Source organism: Streptomyces sp. WAC00040 (assembly GCF_056835925.1).
The window spans coordinates 58,482-77,374 of sequence record NZ_JAKQZE010000005.1; the positions used below are offsets into that span (position 1 = coordinate 58,482).

15 protein-coding genes and 3 pseudogenes are annotated in these 18,893 nt (G+C 66.7%); 15 read left to right on the top strand and 3 right to left on the bottom strand.

Going from position 1 to position 18,893, the window contains the following annotated elements:
* Positions 1-20 precede the first annotated feature (20 nt).
* The 15 genes and pseudogenes from MDN94_RS35195 (at position 21) to npdG (ending at position 16,307) form a co-directional block, all read left to right on the top strand.
* Complete coding sequence (locus tag MDN94_RS35195) at positions 21-1,361, top strand: MFS transporter (protein ID WP_482729908.1); 1,341 nt, start codon at positions 21-23, stop codon at positions 1,359-1,361.
* A 345-nt stretch (positions 1,362-1,706) separates the two neighbouring features.
* Entirely contained in the window at positions 1,707-2,225 is a 519-nt protein-coding gene (locus MDN94_RS35200) for a transposase (RefSeq protein ID WP_482729909.1), read from the top strand.
* A gap of 243 nt (positions 2,226-2,468) precedes the next feature.
* Positions 2,469-3,245 (top strand): transposase, encoded by a 777-nt coding sequence (locus MDN94_RS35205; RefSeq protein WP_482729910.1) that lies wholly within the window; start codon positions 2,469-2,471, stop codon positions 3,243-3,245.
* A gap of 20 nt (positions 3,246-3,265) precedes the next feature.
* The gene (locus MDN94_RS35210) at positions 3,266-4,483 is read left to right on the top strand and encodes an acetyl-CoA C-acetyltransferase (protein ID WP_482729911.1); all 1,218 of its coding nucleotides are present in this window, start codon (positions 3,266-3,268) and stop codon (positions 4,481-4,483) included.
* 113 nt (positions 4,484-4,596) lie between these two features.
* Positions 4,597-5,613, top strand: a complete 1,017-nt coding sequence (locus tag MDN94_RS35215) for an AraC family transcriptional regulator (RefSeq protein WP_482729912.1) — start codon at positions 4,597-4,599, stop codon at positions 5,611-5,613.
* Positions 5,614-5,903: 290 nt separating this feature from the next.
* Positions 5,904-6,345, top strand: a pseudogene (locus MDN94_RS35220) (helix-turn-helix domain-containing protein); the annotation flags it as partial.
* Between the two features lie 183 nt (positions 6,346-6,528).
* Positions 6,529-7,638, top strand: coding sequence for a TIGR03617 family F420-dependent LLM class oxidoreductase (locus MDN94_RS35225; protein WP_482729913.1), 1,110 nt, complete (start codon positions 6,529-6,531; stop codon positions 7,636-7,638).
* Positions 7,635-8,429, top strand: a complete 795-nt coding sequence (locus tag MDN94_RS35230; RefSeq protein ID WP_482729914.1) for a crotonase/enoyl-CoA hydratase family protein — start codon at positions 7,635-7,637, stop codon at positions 8,427-8,429. The genes MDN94_RS35225 and MDN94_RS35230 overlap by 4 nt, the downstream gene beginning before the upstream one ends.
* 56 nt (positions 8,430-8,485) lie before the next feature.
* Positions 8,486-9,232 (top strand): SDR family NAD(P)-dependent oxidoreductase, encoded by a 747-nt coding sequence (locus MDN94_RS35235; RefSeq protein ID WP_482729915.1) that lies wholly within the window; start codon positions 8,486-8,488, stop codon positions 9,230-9,232.
* A gap of 13 nt (positions 9,233-9,245) precedes the next feature.
* Positions 9,246-11,798, top strand: coding sequence for a bifunctional FO biosynthesis protein CofGH (locus MDN94_RS35240; protein WP_482729916.1), 2,553 nt, complete (start codon positions 9,246-9,248; stop codon positions 11,796-11,798).
* Positions 11,795-12,526: a 2-phospho-L-lactate guanylyltransferase gene (gene cofC, locus MDN94_RS35245; RefSeq protein WP_482729917.1), complete on the top strand. Its 732-nt coding sequence runs from the start codon at positions 11,795-11,797 to the stop codon at positions 12,524-12,526. Before MDN94_RS35240 ends, cofC begins: the two co-directional genes overlap by 4 nt.
* Positions 12,527-12,536: 10 nt before the next feature.
* Complete coding sequence (locus tag MDN94_RS35250) at positions 12,537-13,643, top strand: alcohol dehydrogenase catalytic domain-containing protein (RefSeq protein WP_482729918.1); 1,107 nt, start codon at positions 12,537-12,539, stop codon at positions 13,641-13,643.
* A gap of 10 nt (positions 13,644-13,653) precedes the next feature.
* Complete coding sequence (locus MDN94_RS35255; RefSeq protein WP_482730218.1) at positions 13,654-15,075, top strand: NAD-dependent succinate-semialdehyde dehydrogenase; 1,422 nt, start codon at positions 13,654-13,656, stop codon at positions 15,073-15,075.
* Between the two features lie 46 nt (positions 15,076-15,121).
* On the top strand, positions 15,122-15,514 hold the full coding sequence (locus MDN94_RS35260; RefSeq protein WP_482729919.1) for an acyl-CoA thioesterase: 393 nt from the start codon (positions 15,122-15,124) through the stop codon (positions 15,512-15,514).
* A 49-nt stretch (positions 15,515-15,563) separates the two neighbouring features.
* Positions 15,564-16,307, top strand: a complete 744-nt coding sequence (gene npdG, locus MDN94_RS35265) for an NADPH-dependent F420 reductase (RefSeq protein ID WP_482729920.1) — start codon at positions 15,564-15,566, stop codon at positions 16,305-16,307.
* A gap of 147 nt (positions 16,308-16,454) precedes the next feature.
* Here npdG and MDN94_RS35270 read toward each other — a convergent pair.
* The 3 genes and pseudogenes from MDN94_RS35270 to MDN94_RS35280 form a co-directional block, all read right to left on the bottom strand.
* Positions 16,455-17,386 (bottom strand): IS5 family transposase gene (locus MDN94_RS35270; protein WP_482729921.1). Its coding sequence is split into 2 segments (ribosomal slippage): positions 16,455-17,018 and positions 17,021-17,386, totalling 930 coding nucleotides; the frame shifts between segments, so codons are not numbered across the junction.
* A gap of 138 nt (positions 17,387-17,524) precedes the next feature.
* A pseudogene (locus MDN94_RS35275) lies at positions 17,525-18,540 on the bottom strand (IS701 family transposase); the annotation flags it as partial.
* 84 nt (positions 18,541-18,624) lie between these two features.
* Positions 18,625-18,873 (bottom strand): annotated as a pseudogene (locus MDN94_RS35280) (IS256 family transposase); the annotation flags it as partial.
* Between the last annotated feature and the right edge of the window lie 20 nt (positions 18,874-18,893).

An 18,893-nucleotide genomic window follows, 5' to 3' on the forward strand; every position in this document is an offset into this window, starting at 1 on the left:
TATTCCTCAGAGGAGACATCGTGACCGCCCAGCAGACACCCCCAGCGTCACCTCGCGCCGCATCTGCCACCCGGCCGGCGCTCGCCAGCCTGATCGGCACCGCCATCGAGTGGTACGACTACTTCATTTACGGCATGGCCGCAGCCATCGTCTTCGGTCCGTTGTTCTTCCCGGAGTTCTCGGACACTGCGGGGACACTGGCCGCGTTCGCCACCTTCTCCGTCGGCTTCCTCGCCCGCCCGCTCGGCGGGATCGTGATGGGCCACTTCGGCGACCGGGCTGGGCGCAAGACCATGCTCGTCACTTCTTTGGTGCTGATGGGCACCGCGACTGTTGGCATTGGATTGCTCCCGACCTACGACGCCATTGGGATCTGGGCGCCCATCCTCCTGGTCTCGCTTCGATTCCTTCAGGGGTTCGGTGTGGGCGGTGAGTGGAGCGGCGCCGTACTGATGGCCGTTGAGCACGCGCCGGAATCTCGCCGCACCTTCTTCGGGAGCTTCCCGCAGATGGGTGTTCCCGCGGGGCTGATCATCGCGAACCTGGCATTCCTCAGCGTCTCGACCAGCCTCGGCGACTCCGCCTTCGCCGAGTGGGGCTGGCGGATCCCGTTCCTCGCCAGTGCGGTTCTCATCGTGGTGGGCCTGGTGCTGCGTAGCAAGATCGACGAGAGTCCGGCCTTCGAGTCCTTGGTCGAGAAGGACGAGCGTTCCGCCATCCCACTGTTCGACGTTCTCCGCAACCACTGGCGCTCGGTCCTGCTGGTTGCGGGGTCCTTCATCGCCATCAACGCAGTGGCATACATCTTCATGGCCTACCTCCTCGGCTACACGACAACGGGGCTGGGGCTCGTGCGAAACTCGGTCCTGGCAGTGTCGATCGTCGCCTCAGCGGCCTGGCTGGTGACCATTCCCTTGGCTGCCATTCGCTCGGACTCCATAGGCAAGCGACGGGTTCTGCGAGTCGGTTCGGTGGTTCTGCTGATTTCATCGGTCGCGCTTTTCCCGCTGGTCGACACCGCACACCTTGGCCTGATCGCGGTCGGAATGCTGTTCGTGGCCGTCGGGATGGGCATCGTCTACGGGCCGATGGCGGCGCTTTTCGCGCAACTCTTCCCACCGGCTGTGCGGTACAGCGGTACCTCCCTCGGCTACCAGATCGGGTCGATCCTCGGCGGCGGCTTCGCGCCCACGATCGCAACGGGGCTCTTCGCGGCCTACGGCTCTACATTGCCGATCGTGCTCTACCTCGGCGGTGTCTCGGTCCTGAGCCTGTTCTGCATCGTGGTGCTGACTGGGAGGGCCAGGTCGCGTCGTGGGAGTGGTGTGATAGGGCACGACGAGGTGGATGCCGTGCTGTGATCTCGCGCCAGCCGCGTGAGGCGCGGTCCAGCACGGCCCAGACCAGGGACGTGCAGGAGTGCTCGCTGGGGAGCCGTCCACCGCCCCAATCGAGAGCGCGGCTGACCTGATCTTGGCGGCCCGGTCGGCCCGCTGACCTTCGCCGGCACCGCAGGCTACATGGCCGCTGATCAACGCCCGAGCCCTCCTGAGGGAGGGACGGACCGCCGCGACCAACCACTAACCTCGCGCTTTCATGAAGTGGGCTGTCCGACCGGTGGCCAGGTAAGCGAAAAGTGCCTTTGAACAGCAGGAATGAGGATTGTCGAGATCCTTGTTCCTGCCATCGTCGGAGGCACTTCTCAGGTGAAGAAGCGTATCGGGTCCTATCCACGCGTCCGCATCGAGGGCGGTGGCCGCGGGGTGGTGTCCCAGGCCGGGGCCGTGCTGTTGGTCGAGACCGCCCGCAAGGCCGGGCTGGACCAGGCGATATCGACAGCGCTTGCGCCGTGGCGCCGTCCGCGGGCGGTGCACGATCCGGGGAAGGTTCTGCTGGACGTGGCCCTCGCGGTCGCGCTGGGCGGGGACTGCCTCGCAGATGTCGGGATGCTACGGGCCGAGCCGGCCGTGTTCGGGCCGGTGGCCTCCGACCCAACCGTCTCCCGCCTCATCGACACGCTTGCCGCGGCTGGCCGAAGGCCCTCTCCGCGATACGGGCCGCGCAGGCAGAAGCCCGCGAGCACGTCTGGAACGTTGGCCAAGAACGCGGCCCCGGACGCCTCAGGGCAGGTGATCGTGGACTTGGACGGGGTGCTCGTGCTGGCCCACTCCGAGAAGCAGGACGCCACCGCGACCTGGAAGAAACTTTCGGACACCACCCGCTGATGGGTTCGTCGATCGCGGAAGCGATGGGAGCGGGGAACCCGTGGCCGGCCTGCTGCGGCCCGGCAACGCGGGCAGCAACACCGCCGCTGATCCATCACCACTGCCCAACTCGCCCTGGCGCAACTGCCGAAGCGTACCGCCGCGGACGCCAGACGCTGATTCGTACCGACTCCGGGGGCGGAACACATGAGTTCACAGCCTGGCTCAGCCCAGCGCGGACGGTGGCTGTCGTACTTGGTCGGAATGACTATCACCGAGCAGATTCACCAGGCCGTACTCAACGTCCCAGCCACGGCTTGGACGGCAGCAATCGAGCCCGGCGGCGAGATCCGGGACGGGGCATGGGTCGCCGAGACCACCGGCGACTGTCTCAAGGGCTGGCCGAAGGGAATGCGGCTGATCGTCCGCAAGCAACGGCCCCGCCCCGGCGCCCAGTTGGGCATCACCGACGCTGACGGACTGCGGCTGACCTGCTTCGCCACCAACACCACCGCCATGCCGATCGCAGCACTGGAGCTGCGGCACCGCCGGCGAGCCCGAGCCGAGGACCGCATGCGGGCCGCGCGGGCCACCGGCCTGCGCTACCTGCCCCTGTACGACACCGCACAGAACCAGATCTGGCTGGAGATCGTCCAGCTCGCCCTGGATCTGCTGGCCTGGACGCCCATGCTCGTCCTGACCGGCAAGACCCGCAGGTGGGAACCCCGCCGTCTCCGGCTCCGCCTCTTCTCCGCCGCCGCCCAGATCATCACCACCGCCCGCCGCCGGCACCTGAGATTCGCACACCACTGGCCCTGGACCGACCTGATCACCGACGTTCGGCACGGCTCGAAACTCTTTCGAACCCCGGCTGACCAGCACGGTCCCGTCCCTGCCACCAGCATCACCCCGACCGGAGCCGTGGAACCCTGCGCGCATCCGACGCGACAGCCGGGCCATCAGCGTGCCCACCACCGACCCGAACAACCGAAACGGCCCGCCGAGGAAGCCGACGGACCGCCACGAAAAAATCGAGGCTAAGTATGTTGAGAGACTCAAGGATGCCGGAACCCGTGATCGTCGCAACCGCCCGCTCGCCGATCGGCCGGGCGGTCAAGGGGTCACTCAAGGACATGCGTCCCGATGACCTGGCCGTCCAGATGGTCCGGGCCGTACTCGCCAAGGTCCCAGCGCTCGACCCGCGCCAGATCGACGACCTGGTGCTCGGCTGCGGCCAGCCGGGCGGTGAGTCCGGCTTCAACCTGGCCCGCATCGTGGCGGTGCTCGCAGGGATGGACTACCTGCCCGGAACCACAGTGAACCGCTATTGTGCCTCCAGCCTGCAAAGCACCCGGATGGCACTGCATGCGATCAAGGCGGGCGAGGGCGATGTCTTCCTCTCTGTCGGTGTGGAGGCAGTGAGCCGTTACGGGAACGGTAACGCCGACGGACTGCCCGGCACCCAGAACCAGGCCTTCGCAGAGGCACAGGCCCACACCGAGAAGTTCGCCGCTGGCGGCCGGACCTGGACCGACCCTCGTAGTGGGGGCCGCCTGCCGGACGCCTACATCGCAATGGGCCAGACCGCCGAGAACGTTGCCCAGCTCAGGGGGATCACTCGCGGTGAGCAGGACGAGTTCGCGGTCCGCAGCCAGAACCGCGCCGAGAAGGCGATAGCGGACGGTTTCTGGGAGCGCGACATCACCCCGGTCACACTGCCTGACGGCAGCCAGGTCACCCGGGACGACGGCCCGCGGGCCGGGGTCACCCTCGATGCGGTATCCCATCTGCGGCCGGTGTTCCGTCCCGAGGGCACTGTGACGGCCGGCAACTGCTGCCTGCTCAACGACGGTGCTGCCGCAGTTGTGATCATGACCGACATCAAGGCGAAGCAGCTCGGCGTCACGCCGCTGGCCCGCATCGTGAGCACCGGCGTGACCGGTCTGTCTCCAGAGATTATGGGGCTCGGCCCCGTGGAGGCGTCCAGGCAGGCGCTGGCTCGCGCAGGCATGACCATCGACGATATCGACCTAGTCGAGATCAACGAGGCCTTCGCCGCTCAGGTGATCCCCTCGGCCCGCGACCTGGGCGTCGACGAGGACAAACTCAACGTCAACGGCGGCGCGATCGCGGTCGGCCACCCGTTCGGCATGACCGGGGCCCGGATCACCAGCACCCTGATCAACTCGCTGCAGTACCACGACAAGCAGTTCGGTCTGGAGACCATGTGCGTCGGCGGCGGCCAAGGCATGGCCATGGTACTCGAGCGACTGAGCTGACAGGGGCGAAACAGTGAGAACTGGGCTATATTCTTTTCATCTTCGGTGGAGGCCGTAGGCCTCCCGGACTTTGGCACTAGCCTGCCGCGAAAGCAGTTCAGATCCGAGGAACCATGCCCACGTCTTGCTCTCACTATTTCTACGAGGCCGCCGCCGTGGCTCACCGGCAGGGGCTGGATGCGGACGCCATCCTCGCCTCTGTTGGCCTGTCGCGCTCTCAGGTGGAGGATCCTCTCTGGCGTGGTGACATCACGTTCTTGGCCTCGATCGTCGCCACCACGATCGAGGCCTTGGACGACGAGTTCATGGGGTGCGTGGATGGCCGGTCGCGGCCGGGATCTTTCGCGATGATGACCAATCTGGTCGTGCACGAGCCCACGCTCGAGAGCGTGATCCGCAAGGAGGCGTTCTTCTATTCGTTGATGACGGACGCCCTCGTCATGAAGTACGACGAAGAAGAGTCTGGTGGTCGGTGGACGGTCGTTCAAAGCAAGCCAGAACTCGACCCGGCGCACTACTTCCTCGACTTCTGGATAATGATCAACTATCGGCTCTGGGCGTGGTTGATCGGAGAGCCCCCACAATTGGAGAGCCTTGAGCTCGGCTACGTCCCTCGGGGCGGACATCTCGCAGAGTTCCGCCACGTCTTCCCGTGCGCACCGACCGTGGGTGCCGAGTCCACCTCCCTGGTTATCGCCCGTTCCTCGCTGTCTCGCCCGGTCATTAGGACGCGTGGCGACCTGAAGGGCTTTCTTGCGACCACTCCGCTCGGAGTGATGAAGACTCCGGGCGCCGAGTCCAGCGTTACTCGAAAGGCCCGAGCGTTGATTCGTCCCAGTGCGCAGGGGCCGATACAGTTCCCCAGCTTCGCTCAGTTGGCTGGCCAGCTTTATCTCACCGAGCAGACCCTTCGCCGACGTTTGAAAGGCGAGGCAACTTCCTACCGCGCCTTGAAGGAGGAGATCCGCCTGGAGTTCGCGACGAGGCACCTGCGAGACACCGACATGCCGGTGCAGGACATTGCGAACCTGGTCGGCTACTCCGAACTTCGTGCCTTCACACGTGCTTTCAACGGATGGACCGGCGAGAGTCCCAGCCAGTATCGCGAGCGCCACGCGGCCGGCGGCTGAATACTGGGCGCTTCAACCTCAGTGTGAGCCGGTCAGGATACCGTGCTCGTGGGCGGCCCTGGCGTCGTGGACCGCTCTGGGCAGGGTCGGGGAGGCTCATAGTGGACGCCCACGCGAGCCGGTCGGCGGCGATCCGGTCGATCGGTACCGTCCAGGATCAGATTCGTTTTCATCGACGCGCTCTTGGGGGACGGAGGTGTTCGACGTCTCACTCACTGGTCCGTAGCAGCCTCGTTGGTTCCCTGGCTGACGAACGCGATCTGCCGCATGCACTGGTCGAGTGGATCACCATGCTCATGGTCACCCGTGAAGGTGACCGACGCTGTAACTCTCGCCGCACCAACGGGCACTATTGACCCTGGTGTACCTACGCGCCCACGGCACCCTGGCGAGCATAGCGGCCGGCTTCACCGTCTGGGTCGGCACCGCCCACGCCTACGTCACCGACGTGACCGAACTGCTGGCCGCACATGCGTCGGGGGCTGCTGCAGGCCCCCCGGGGGCCAACCGGATTTCGTCCTGTTTGATAGCACCCTCGCCGAGTGCGACCGGGTCAGTGACGGCCGGACTGACTGCTCTGCCAAGCACCGCCGCCACGGCGTGAACGTGCAAGTCGTCACCGAACCACAAGGGCGGCTGAAGTGACTCTCGCCCGCTCTGCCAGGCCGCACCCACGGCTTCACCGCGGCTGGCGCCCACCGGACCATCCGGATCTGCGAACGCCACGGGCTACAGGGCCCGGCGCAGTCGAAGCGTATGTCGTCAATCTCCGCCGCCATCCTCGCCAGGGAGCGACAGAGCTGAAGCGTTCACTGTCTCGGCGTGGACGATTCGATGAGGTAATCCGTCACAAAGCGTCCTCTCCCTTGCTGTTGTCTCGCTCTAACTTCTAACGAAACGACAGGAGACAACACCGTGCGACTCGAAACACTGCTTCCGCTCGGCAAGGTCGATCCCGGCCTCCGGACCCCCGACATTCCGCTCGACATCTGGTCCATTCCCGACAACGCCCGCTTGCTGGAGGAGGTCGGCTACAGCGGCCTGGTCGTGGAGGAGACCAAGGACGACCCGTTCAGCGTGCTGACGCTCGCGGCTCAATCGACCGAACGACTGCGAGTGGGTACGGCGGTCGCGATCGCCTTCCCGCGAAGCCCAACGGTCATGGCCTTGCAGGCATGGACGCTTCAGAAGCTGTCCCGAGGGCGGTTCACGCTCGGCCTCGGGACGCAGGTCCGCGGGCACATCACGCGCCGATACGGCATGAGTTGGGCACCACCCGCGCCCTGGATGCGGGAGTACGTTCAGGCCATCCGCGCCGTCTGGGACTGCTGGCAGAACGGAACTCCCCTCGACGTCGTCGGTGAGCACTACAACATCAACCTGATGGTTCCCTTGTTCAACGCCGGTCCCATCGACAACCCCGATATCCCGATCCACCTTGCTGCGGTGAACCCGATGCTGTGCGCGGTGGCTGGTGAGGTTGCAGATGGGGTGCGTCCGCATCCGGTCTGCACGCCGTCCTACATCAAGGAGGTCATGCTGCCCGCGGTCCGCAAGGGAGCCGAGAGGTCCGGGCGTGACCTGTCCTCGTTCCGGGTTGCGATGAAGCCTCTGGTCGCCTCCGCGCGTACCGATGAGGAGCTGGCCGTCAAGGTCCGGGACGCGAGAGCCAGAATCGCGTTCTACGCGTCGACGCCTGGCTACGTCGCTGCCTTCGAGCACCTTGGTCTCACCGACCTGGCCACAGAGGCTAAGGCGTTGTCAAAGGCGCAGGACTGGGAAGCCCTGCCCAAGCTGATCGACGACGACGTCCTGCACCAGTTCGTCACCGTCGGCACCTACGACGAGATCGGCCAGAAGCTGCTGGACCGCTACGGGGACGTCGTTACCGACATCGAGTTTTCGATCGCTGTCCATGGTGATGATGACCGGGTCACGCTCAAGGAGCTTGCCAGCCTGATGCAGTCCGCCGATGAGACGCCCGCACGGGAGCGGATCATGGGTGTGCAGGAGAGCGCCGTATGACGGCGCCCGCCGCCACAGAGACGGTACTGGCCGAAGTACAGGATGGCATCGCACTCGTGACGCTGAACCGGCCGGAGGCCATGAACGCCATCAACGCCGATCTCTCGGCGGCGCTCGGCGCGGCATTGGAGACTGCCGAGCTCGACAAGGACGTCCGAGTCATCGTAGTCACCGGCGCCGGCAGGGCCTTCTGCGCCGGCGCCGACCTGAAAGCAGTGGCTGCGGGTGGCGCTCTGCTCGACGAGTCGCACCCAGAGTGGGGGGTCGCCGGGTTCGTGCGGCACTGGGTCTCCAAGCCTGTCATCGCCGCGGTGAACGGTTTCGCGCTGGGCGGCGGCATGGAGTTGTTGCTTGCCGCCGACCTGGCTGTGGCCGACAAGGACGCGGTGCTCGGCCTGCCCGAGGTCACGCGTGGTCTTGTTGCCGGTGCCGGCGGACTGATCCGGCTCGCGCAACAGGTACCGCGGAAGCTGGCTCTTGAATTGGTCCTCACGGGGCGTCGCCTGAGCGCTGCAGAGGCGCGCGAGCTCGGGCTGGTCAACCAGGTCGTCGCGCGCGGAGCGGTAGTGGAGGCTGCTCTTGAGCTTGCGGCCACGATCGCTGCGAACGCACCGGTCGCAGTCCGCCAGTCGAAGGGTCTGGTGCATCGCGCCCGCCATCTGGACGACTGGGCCGATGAGGTCTGGCGTGACAACGACAAGGTGTTCGCTTCGGTCCTGGCGAGCCAGGACGCGGCCGAGGGTGCCCGGGCGTTCGCCGAGAAGCGGAACCCGGTGTGGACGGGGCGCTGATCCTGCCGCACGCAGGCCCACAAGGGCTCGTCCGTGGAGATTGAAAGGGCTCGTCCGTGAAGATTGAAGGGTGCGGGGCGGTCGTCGTCGGAGGCGCCGCGTCAGGGTTGGGTATTGCCGCTGCTGAGAGGTTGGTGGACCTCGGAGCCACGGTGGCACTGCTCGATGAGGAGGCCGATCCCACTGCCGGCAACGGCGTCGCCGTGCACCGAGGGGACGCGACCGATTCAGACTTCGTCACGGGAGCTCTCGCCTCAATCGAAGCCGCCGCCCCGTTGAGGATCGTGGTGTCGTGCGCGGGCATAGCGCGACCGCAGCGAACCCTTTCAGGGCGGGGCCCGCACTCGCTGGCGGATTTCAGCGAGACCCTTCGCGTCAACGTGCTGGGCCCGTTCAACGTCGCTCGGCTGGCCGCGCCGCTGATGGCGGCGCACGCGGCGGTCGACGGAGATCGGGGCGTCGTCGTGCTGATGTCGTCGGTAGCGGCGTTCGAGGGGCAGATCGGTCAAGTGGCCTACGCCGCCTCTAAGGGCGCACTCGCCGCAATGACCTTGCCCATGGCGCGTGACCTTGCCCGAAACGCCATACGTGTGGTCGGCGTCGCACCGGGGTTCTTCGAGACGGCGCAGACCTCCGCCTTTCCCGATGAGCGCAGGCGGGTGATCGCCGAGACCGTACCGCACCCCTCGAGGTTCGGGCGTGCCGACGAGTTCGCCGACTTGGTCGCGTACGTGGTCGGCAACCCGATGATCAACGGCACCACGATCAGGATCGATGGTGCGGTGCGCTTCCCCCCGCAGTGAGACCAGGAGATCGATGATGACGTACCTGCCCGTTCCACGAGTTCCGGGCCCGGCGATCTCGCCGGGACAAGTGAGGCGAGCGTTGGTGCGCGCCGAGGTGGGTAAGACGTTGAACGCCGATGAAGTCGCCGCGCTCCTGACAACCACCGGAGACAACCTCGGCCGATTGATGACCGTTGCCCGCAAGGTCCGTGACGCCGGAGCTGACAGCGCCGGTCGAGCGGGAGTGGTCACCTATTCGCGCAAGGTCTTCATACCTCTGACCAGGCTCTGCCGCGACAGATGCCACTACTGCACGTTCGTGTCTGTTCCCGGGCGGGTCGAGGCGCCGTACCTGTCGCCGGACGAAGTGCTCGGCATCGCGCGTGAGGGCGCTCTGCGTGGGTGCAAGGAGGTGCTTTTCACCCTGGGCGATCGGCCAGAAGATCGTTGGCCCGAGGCGCGCCAGTGGCTGGAGGAGGCCGGTTACGGCAGCACACTGGAGTACCTGCGGGCGATGGCGATCACGGTCCTGGAGGAGACAGGGCTGCTGCCCCACCTCAACCCCGGGGTGATGAGTTGGAGCGAGATGAGCTGGCTCAAGCCAGTGGCGCCGTCGATGGGGATGATGCTCGAGACAACCAGCTCGCGGCTGTTTCACACGCCCGGCGAGCCTCACTACCGCAGCCCGGACAAGGATCCGGCGGTGCGGCTGAGGGTGCTCGAGGACGCTGGGCGGCTCAACATCCCATTCACCACGGGGTTGCTGGTAGGCATTGGCGAGACGATCGAGGAGCGTGCTGACTCCATCCTGCGCCTTCGACGCATCGCGCGCGAGTACGGCTCCATTCAAGAAGTGATCATCCAGAACTTCCGCGCCAAGCCCGACACTCCCATGAGGAACGCGGCCGACATTGCGTTGGAGGAGTACCTCGCCGCAATCGCCACCACCCGGGTCGTCATGGGGCCAGCCATGCGCGTCCAGGCACCACCCAACCTCGTTGATCTCGAGGAATGCCAAGCACTTCTCGATGCGGGTGTGGACGACTTCGGTGGGATCAGCCCGCTCACGCCGGACCATGTGAACCCGGATCGGCCATGGCCGGAGATCGGCCTGCTGGAGCAGGTCTGCGCCGCGTCCGAGCTCACTCTCAAGGAGCGGCTCACAGTCCACCCGGAGTATCTCGACATCCCGTGGGTGGACCCGCGGCTGCGGGTGCACGTCGACGCTCTGCGGGGAGTCGACGGTCTCGCCGACCGCGATGCTCGTCCGGTCGGCCGGCCCTGGCAAGAGCCGGACGGCGGGTGGCAGAGCACAGGCCGAACCCACCTGCACGAGAGCATTGACACCAAAGGACGCTCGTCGGATCGACGTACGGACTTCGACGTGATCTACGGAGACTGGGACACGCTCCGGGCCCGGCAGCTGAGCGACAAGAGTCTGCCCCGGGTTGGTGCCGAGGTACTTGCGGCTCTACGCGCCGCGGAGTCGCGCCCCGGCACACTGTCGAACGACCAGGCCGTCGCACTGATCTCTGCCCAAGAAGGTCCGGGATTGGAGGCGGTGTGCCAGCTGGCCGACGACCTGCGGCGAGACGCCGTGGGCGAGGACGTGACCTTCGTGGTGAACCGGAACATCAACTTCACCAACGTCTGCTATGCGGGCTGTCGCTTCTGCGCGTTCGCGCAGCGCAAGACCGACGCAGACGCCTACAGGCTGAGTCTCGATCAGGTCGCAGAGCGGGCCATTGAGGCCCAACGCGTCGGTGCCACCGAGGTATGCATGCAAGGAGGGATCGACCCCGAACTGCCGGGGAGTGCCTATTTCGACCTCGCGCGAGCCGTGAAGGCCGCCGCTCCGGGGCTGCACGTTCACGCGTACTCGCCGATGGAGGTGATGAACGGCGTCGTCCGGACGGGCCTTTCGGTGAAGGAGTTCCTCCTTGCAGCACGCGAAGCCGGAGTCGACAGCCACCCGGGCACAGCGGCTGAGATTCTCGACGACGATGTCCGCTGGGTGCTCACGAAGGGCAAGCTACCGGCGGCGCAGTGGATCGATGTGATCACCACCGCGCACGAACTGGGCATCCCCACCACCGCCACGATGATGTACGGGCACGTAGATCACCCGGGTCACTGGGTTGCACACCTGCGGACGATCGCAGACATCCAACGCGAGACGGGTGGCTTCACCGAGTTCGTTCCGCTGCCATTCGTGCATCAGTCAAGCCCGATCTACCTCGCCGGCGTGGCCCGGCCAGGGCCCACCGTCCGTGACAACAGAGCGGTGCATGCGGTAGCGCGGATCATGCTGCACGGGCTCGTCGACAACATTCAGTGCTCTTGGGTCAAGCTCGGCCCCGAACTGTGCACACGGGTCCTGCGGGGCGGCGTCAACGATCTGGGAGGCACTCTCATGGAAGAGACCATCTCCAGGATGGCCGGCTCGACCCACGGCTCGCGCAAGGAAGTCGCCGAGCTCGTGACCATGGCCGCTACCGCCGGTCGCCCCGCTCGCCAACGGACGACCACCTACGGGCAACCGGACTCCGCGGGCGAAGCAGGCGCAGGGGGCGAAGTCGCGTGAGGAGCGGGTGGACCGTCGTCGTCCCGGTGAAGCCATGGAGCCTGGGCAAGTCGCGACTGGCGGTGCCGAGGTGGGTGCGACGAAACCTGGCACGCGCCTTCTGCCTCGACGTGCTCGAGGCGCTCGTCGCGACGCCGAATGTGGCACGCGTCATTGTCGTAACACGGGAAGACGCTCTCGCGGAACTGTGCGCGGACAGGTTCGAGCTCCTGCGCGAGCCCGAGCCGCCCGACGGTCTCAACGGGCTCAACCTGGCCGTGCGCCGTGGTGCTCGTTGGGCACAATCCATGCGCCCTGACGAGCCGGTGCTCGTGGTGCCGGCCGACCTGCCGTCTCTCTCATCCGACCAGCTGGCGATGGTCCTGCCGCAGCTCGCACTACACACCCGGGCCTTCGCCCCAGACACGGCCGGGGTGGGAACCACTCTCCTGGCGTGCTCGTACCCTCAGCTACTGCTGCCGTTCTACGGGCCGGGGTCAGCCGCCCGGCATTCCGCTGCGGGCTTCACGCGGGTCGACGACCTGCCCGCAGGGCTGACCCACGATGTTGACAACCTCGACGATCTCGCCGAAGCGCATCGACTGAACGTCGGGCCTCACACCAAGGAAGCGAGCGTTTGGCTCGGGATGGGGCAACCCCCTCGAGATCGAAGCCTCGATGTAGACCACGCTTCCGCGTCCGAAACGCGAGAGCCGACGGCTTTTCGTCCGTCGACGCCTGTGAGCTGAGAGGAGAAGCATGCTCATCACCGGAGCTGTTCTTGAGGCAATGTCGCCTCAGCGGCCCTTTACGGAAAGCACCCCCATTGTTGTTACTGAACTCGAGTTGGCCGGTCCCGGACTTCACGAGGTGCTGATCCGAGTCGAGGCAGCCGGGCTGTGTCACTCTGACCTCTCGGTGGTCGACGGCAACCGCCCGCGGCCGTTGCCGATGCTCCTGGGGCATGAGGCGGCCGGCCGCGTGCTGGAGGTTGGCGGTAACGTGCGCAACGTTGCTGTCGGCGACCGCGTCGTCACGACGTTCTTGCCCAGATGCGGCGAGTGTGCCGGCTGCCTGACCGACGGGCTCCGCCCCTGCTTGCCGGGGAGCGCCGCAAACGCCGCCGGAACCCTCCTCGGAGGCCAGCGGCGTCTCAGCCGGGACGGGGCGGAGGTTCACCACCACCTCGGCGTCTCGGGCTTTGCGACGCACGCGGTCGTCGACGCCCGTTCCCTGGTACGCCTTGACGATGATGTTCCACCGGCTGTGGCAGCGGTCCTCGGCTGCGCTGTCCTCACGGGAGGTGGCGCAGTGCTCAACGAGGCCCGTCCCCAGGCGGGCCAACGCGTCGCAATCGTCGGACTGGGGGCCGTGGGCATGGCGGCGCTGCTGACCGCCCTGGCGCTCGATGACGTCGAGGTCGTCGCCGTCGACGCCCTCGAGTCCAAGCGCGCGACCGCGCTCGCGATGGGAGCCGCACGCGCTCTGTCGCCGGAGCATTGCGCAGGCCTAAGGGCCGATGTCGTGATCGAGGCTGCCGGCAGCATCAGGGCCCTGGAAACTGCGCTTGCGATCACCGAAGCCGGTGGCAGCACCGTGACGGTCGGGCTACCAGCATCAGACGCCCGGGTCTCGTTCTCGCCAACTGCCTTGGTCGCTGAGGGACGCAGGATCGTGGGGAGCTACCTGGGCTCGGCGGTTCCTACCCGCGACATCCCGGTATTCGCAGAGATGTGGCGCTCGGGCCGCTTGCCGGTAGACCGGCTGATCAGCTCGACGATCCCGCTCAGCGACATCAACGAGGGCATGGACCGGCTCGCTGACGGTGCGGTCCTTCGCCAGATCATAAAGTTTCCTGAGGAGTGACGTGAGCACAGTGATCCACCCGACGTCCGAAGGCACGCGACCGGACAGCCCCACCTCCTTCGCGGTCGAGGACCCTGCCACCGGCGAGATCATCGGCAGCGTTGCCGACCATGGACCGGCGGAGGCGATGGCTGCACTCGATGCAGCCGCCGCCGCGGCCGGGGCCTGGGCTGCCACACCTGCGCGAGACCGTTCCGATCTACTCCAGGCGGCCTACGGCGCGATGCTGGGCGCCCGAGACGAGTTGGCATGGCTGATTAGCCGCGAGATGGGCAAGCCGATCAGCGAGGCACGCGGAGAGGTGACCTATGGTGCGGACTTCTTGCGCTGGTTCGCCGAGGAGGCCAGCCGGATCCGTGGCACCGTGACTGACTCTCCAACGGGCGGCATCACGCTGACGACGCGGCGCCAGCCGGTCGGTCCCTGTCTGTTGATCACGCCGTGGAACTTCCCGCTCGCTATGGCCACTCGAAAGATCGCACCCGCTCTCGCCGCAGGATGCACCGTTGTGGTGAAGCCCGCCCAGCTAACGCCGCTGACAACCTTGAGGCTCGCCGAGCTGCTCAACTCATGCGGCCTGCCGCAGGGCGTGGTGAATGTCGTGACCACGACCCGATCGGCTGAAGTCGTCGAGCCGCTGCTGCGTGACAATCGCCTGCGCAAGCTCTCCTTCACCGGGTCGACCGCGGTGGGGAGCCGGCTCTTGGCTGCCGCTGCCCCGAATGTGCTGCGGACCTCAATGGAGCTTGGTGGCAACGCGCCGTTCATCGTCTTCGACGACGCTGACATCGAGCATGCCGTGGCCGGCGCGATCACTGCGAAGCTGCGCAACACCGGGCAGGCCTGCACGGCGGCGAACCGATTCCTCGTACACCAAGACGTCGCCGAGCGGTTCACCGCATTGCTGGCCGCTCACATGAGTGGGCTGGCACTGGGACCCGGACTCGACGACACAACCACACTTGGGCCGTTGATCGATGCGCATGCGGTCACCCATGTCACACACCTGGTGGAGGACGCGGTGCGCCGTGGTGCACGGGTCGTGACAGGAGGCAGTGCCCTGAACGGTCCCGGCCACTTCTACCTGCCCACGGTGCTGACGGACGTACCCGGCGACGCCGCCATGCTCAGCGAGGAGATCTTCGGGCCTGTCGCACCGATCGTGACCTTCGCCCAGGAGGCAGAAGCCGTTGAGCTCGCCAACACAACTCCGTACGGTCTGGTTGCCTACGCATACACGCGCGACCTGGACCGTGCGGCGCGGCTGCAGCGCTCGTTGGAGGTCGGCATGATCGGTCTCAATACCGGCCTGGTGTCGAACGCCGCGGCACCTTTCGGAGGAGTCAAGCAATCTGGTCTCGGACGGGAAGGCGGTGCAGAGGGGCTCGATGAGTACCTCGAGACGGTCTACATCGCGCAACCTCATGGCTGACCGGCGTGCCAGTCTGCCGAAGAGGGTCCCTGCGGACTTTCCGGTCATGCGTCGAATCCAGACGCGGTTCGCAGACAACGACATCTTCGGGCATGTCAACAACGCCACCTACTACGCGTATCTCGACACCGCGATCAACGACTGGGTGGCGGAATGCGTCGGGCGTCCCACCTACGAACTGGCGGCGCTCGGGGTCGTGGCGGAGTCACGCTGTGTGTTCCACGGAGAGCTGCGCTACCCACAGCAGCTTGAGGTCGGGATACGCGTACAACGTCTGGGTCACAGCAGCGTCACATACGAGCTCGGCATATTTGTGGTCGGTGAACCGGCGGATTTGCGGGCGTCTGCCCAGTGGACCCACGTATACGTCGATCCGATCGCTCGGACCACTGTGCCGGTTCCTGCGGCGCTGCGGGCTGCTGTCGAGCGGCTCCGCTGACTGCCGCCTGATGAGCGGGCCCGCCCCTTTCACCCCACTTGGAGACTAGATGAACAGCTACAGGGTCGCCGTCATCGGCGGCACCGGACCGCAGGGCAAGGGCCTGGGTTACCGGTTCGCCAAGCACGGCCACACCATCGTCCTCGGCTCGCGGTCGGCGGAGAGGGCCGGGCCGGTGGCGGCAGAGGTCACCGAGCGGCTCGCCGAGGTCGCCGGTGCGGGCACGGTGACAGGCGCCGAGAACGCCGACGCCGTGGCGCAGGCCGACGTCGTCCTTCTCGCGGTGCCGTACGACGGCCACGACGAGCTGGTCGCCTCGCTCAACCTCGCGGGCAAGACGGTGATCTCCTGCGTCAACCCGCTCGCCTTCGACAAGCGTGGCGCCCACGGCCGGGTCATCAACAACGGTGAGGGCTCGGCCGCGGAGTCCGCACAGGAGCTCGCCCCCGAGGCCACCGTGGTGGGCGCTTTCCACAACGTTTCTGCGGTGCTGCTCTGGGGCCACGACGAGTTCCTCGACGAGGACGTGCTCGTCGTCGGTGATGTCCTCGAGGCCAAGGAGGTCGCCATGAACCTCGCCGCCGCCGTCTCCGGGCGCCGCGGCATCGACGCAGGCAAGCTACGACTGGCCCGCCAGCTTGAGCCGTTCACCGCTGTGCTGATCTCGATCAACCGGAAGTACAAGACCGACTCGGGTGTGCGGGTCTCCGGCCTCGAGGGCCACGGCCGAGCGCGTCAGCCGGGGTGTGAGCTGACCCCGGATTCATGGAGCCCCCGAGGCGCCCCGAGTTGACGGGAGCCGGGTAGCTTGATGGCCAGCATCCGCCGGGCGGGACACCTGGCGTGTGGAGAGATCACGCTTGATCACCGCGAAGGCCTTGAATATTGGTGTTCCAACTCCCGCGGCCTAATGGGACTCCGTTAGGCACTGTTTCTCGGATCATGTGCGGAGCCAGATCGTGAGGGCTGCGAGGGTGACGGTTCCGAGGTAGATGTAGGCGCGTTTCTCGTAGCGTGTGGCGACGGCGCGGAAACCCTTCAGCCGGTTGATGGCGCGCTCGACTGTGTTGCGTTTCTTGTATTGCTCGCTGTCGAATCCGGTGGGCCGACCGCCTCGGGAACCGCGGTTCTTGCGGTGTCTTTGCTGGTCGAGACGTTCGGGAATGGTGTGCCGGATTCCGCGTCGTCGCAGGTAACAACGGTTCCTCCGCGACGTGTAGGCCTTGTCCGCCAGGACACGGTCGGGCCGGGTGCGAGGCCGTCCGACTCCGATACGGGGCACGGAGACCTGCTCCAGCACGTGCTCGAGCTGGGGGCCGTCACCGTAGTGTCCGGGTGTCAGGACGAGGGCGAGAGGCCGGCATCGCCCGTCAGCGGCGAGGTGGATCTTGGTGGTGAATCCTCCGCGGGAGCGGCCCAGGCATTCGCCGATCTGACCACTTCCTCCAGCCGGACGGCCAGTTTCCGCAGCACCGGATCGACCTGGTTCGTCCCCTGGCCGGCCCCCTTTTGACGAACCGCGGCGGGCGGCGCTTTCCTCGCACCGGCGGCGTGCTGGTGGGCCCGCACCGCGATCGAGTCCACGGATACGTCCCAGTCGATCTGGCCCGCGGCGTCCTCGGCGGCTTGGATGCGGGACAGGAGCATCTTCCACGTTCCGTCTGCTGACCAGCGACGATGGCGTTTGTAGACCGTCTCCCACGGCCCGAACCGTTCCGGGAGGTCCCGCCACTGCACGCCCGTCCGGACCCGGTAGAGCACCCCGTTGATCACCCGGCGGTGATCACTCCACCGTCCCCCACGCGTACCACCACGAGGTAAGTGCGACTCCAGCCGGTCCCACTCCGCGTTCGTCAGATCCCCACGGCCCATACAGACAGCCTGACCTCAACACCCCACTCAAGTCAGGAGATCCGAGAAACATCGCCTAGGTCTGTCTTGATCTCGATGTCGTGTGTGGCCTGCTGGGCAGGGGCTGGTGGCAGGTGGTGCAGATGCTGGTCCAGCACCTCAGGACATTCTGGAGGGCGTCGAGGGTCTGGTAGAGAGTGAGTCCGGTGTGGGTGCTTTGGGGCCAGCCGTTGTTCGGTGAGAAATGCGTGGGCGGCGGTTACGAGGGTGATGTGGTGGTGCCAGCCGGGCCAGGAGCAGCCTTCGAAGTGGTCCAGGCCCAGGCCGTGTTTGCGTTCGCGGTTGTCGTGCTCGAGGGGCCAGCGGACCTTGGCCAGGCGTACCAGGTCGGCGATCGGGGTGTCGGCCGGCAGGCTGGACAGCGAGTATTCGGTGGGCGCCTTGGCGTCCTCGGGCCATTCGATCAGCAGTCGGGCAGGATGCCGTCCCACCAGCCCTTTTCGGCCGAGGCGGCGGCCCGGATCGGCCGCTCGACGGCCTTGCCGGCCGGGCGAACGTACAGCGGCGAAGCGGGAACGTAACGCGCCGCGCAAGCCCTGCCGCCAGGTGAAGGAAGTGAACGCTTCCGGTCCGAGACCGGCGGCCAGGGCCGCCACCGACGGTGTCCGGTGGCGGTAGCGGGGCTGGGGCCAGCAGCCGACGCAGCCGTTGCGGTCCGGAGCCACCTGGACGTCGAACGGGTGGGCACTCACGTCCGCACGGAGGGCCAGCATGTCGTCGATCCCCCGGCCAGGCCGGCCCGCAGGTGGGCATTGGTGCCGTAGGCGGCATCGGCCACCACGACCGGCGGCCTCATGCCCCAGCCGGCCGGCTCATCGAGCATGTCCAGCGCCAGCCGCCACTTCTCCCGGTGCCCGGCCTCGAGCGGAACGCGGGCAAGGGCCCGGCGTTCGGCCTCCGCGGCCCACTCCTTGGGCAGGAACAGCCGCCACTGCAGCGGGCAGGAAGCAGTGTCACTGGCGGCGTGGACGCTGACTGCGACCTGGCAGTTGGCGCGTTTGCCCAGGGCCCCGCAGTACTGCGGAGCCACAGCGACCGACATTCTTCCGTCTTTGGGCACCGAGCAGCATGCGTTCGCAGATCCGCCGCCGCACCGGCACCGGGTCCCAGGTGGTTCAGCGGGCCTGGCCCTTGCCGGTGGGATCGAGCGACATGATGGCCATGTAGACACACGTCAGGGCGGCCTGCTCGCTCGGGAAGTGGCCGCGGGCCTTGAGCGCGGGATCGTGCTTGTCATGGCCGAGATGGTCGGTGATCTCGCCCTCTAGGGCGGACTCCAGCAGCCACTTGGTCAGCTGCTGGAGCAGCCCGCCCTCGCCGGTCAACTGCAGGCCCTCGGCCTGGGCCCGGTTCGCCAGCTCGTCGATCAGTTGGTCGTCCACGGTCTTCGCCGACACGGCTGTCGCCGACTCGCCAGCCTCATGCTCGGCCACGTTCTCACTCCTCATGCATCCATTCGGGAGTTACA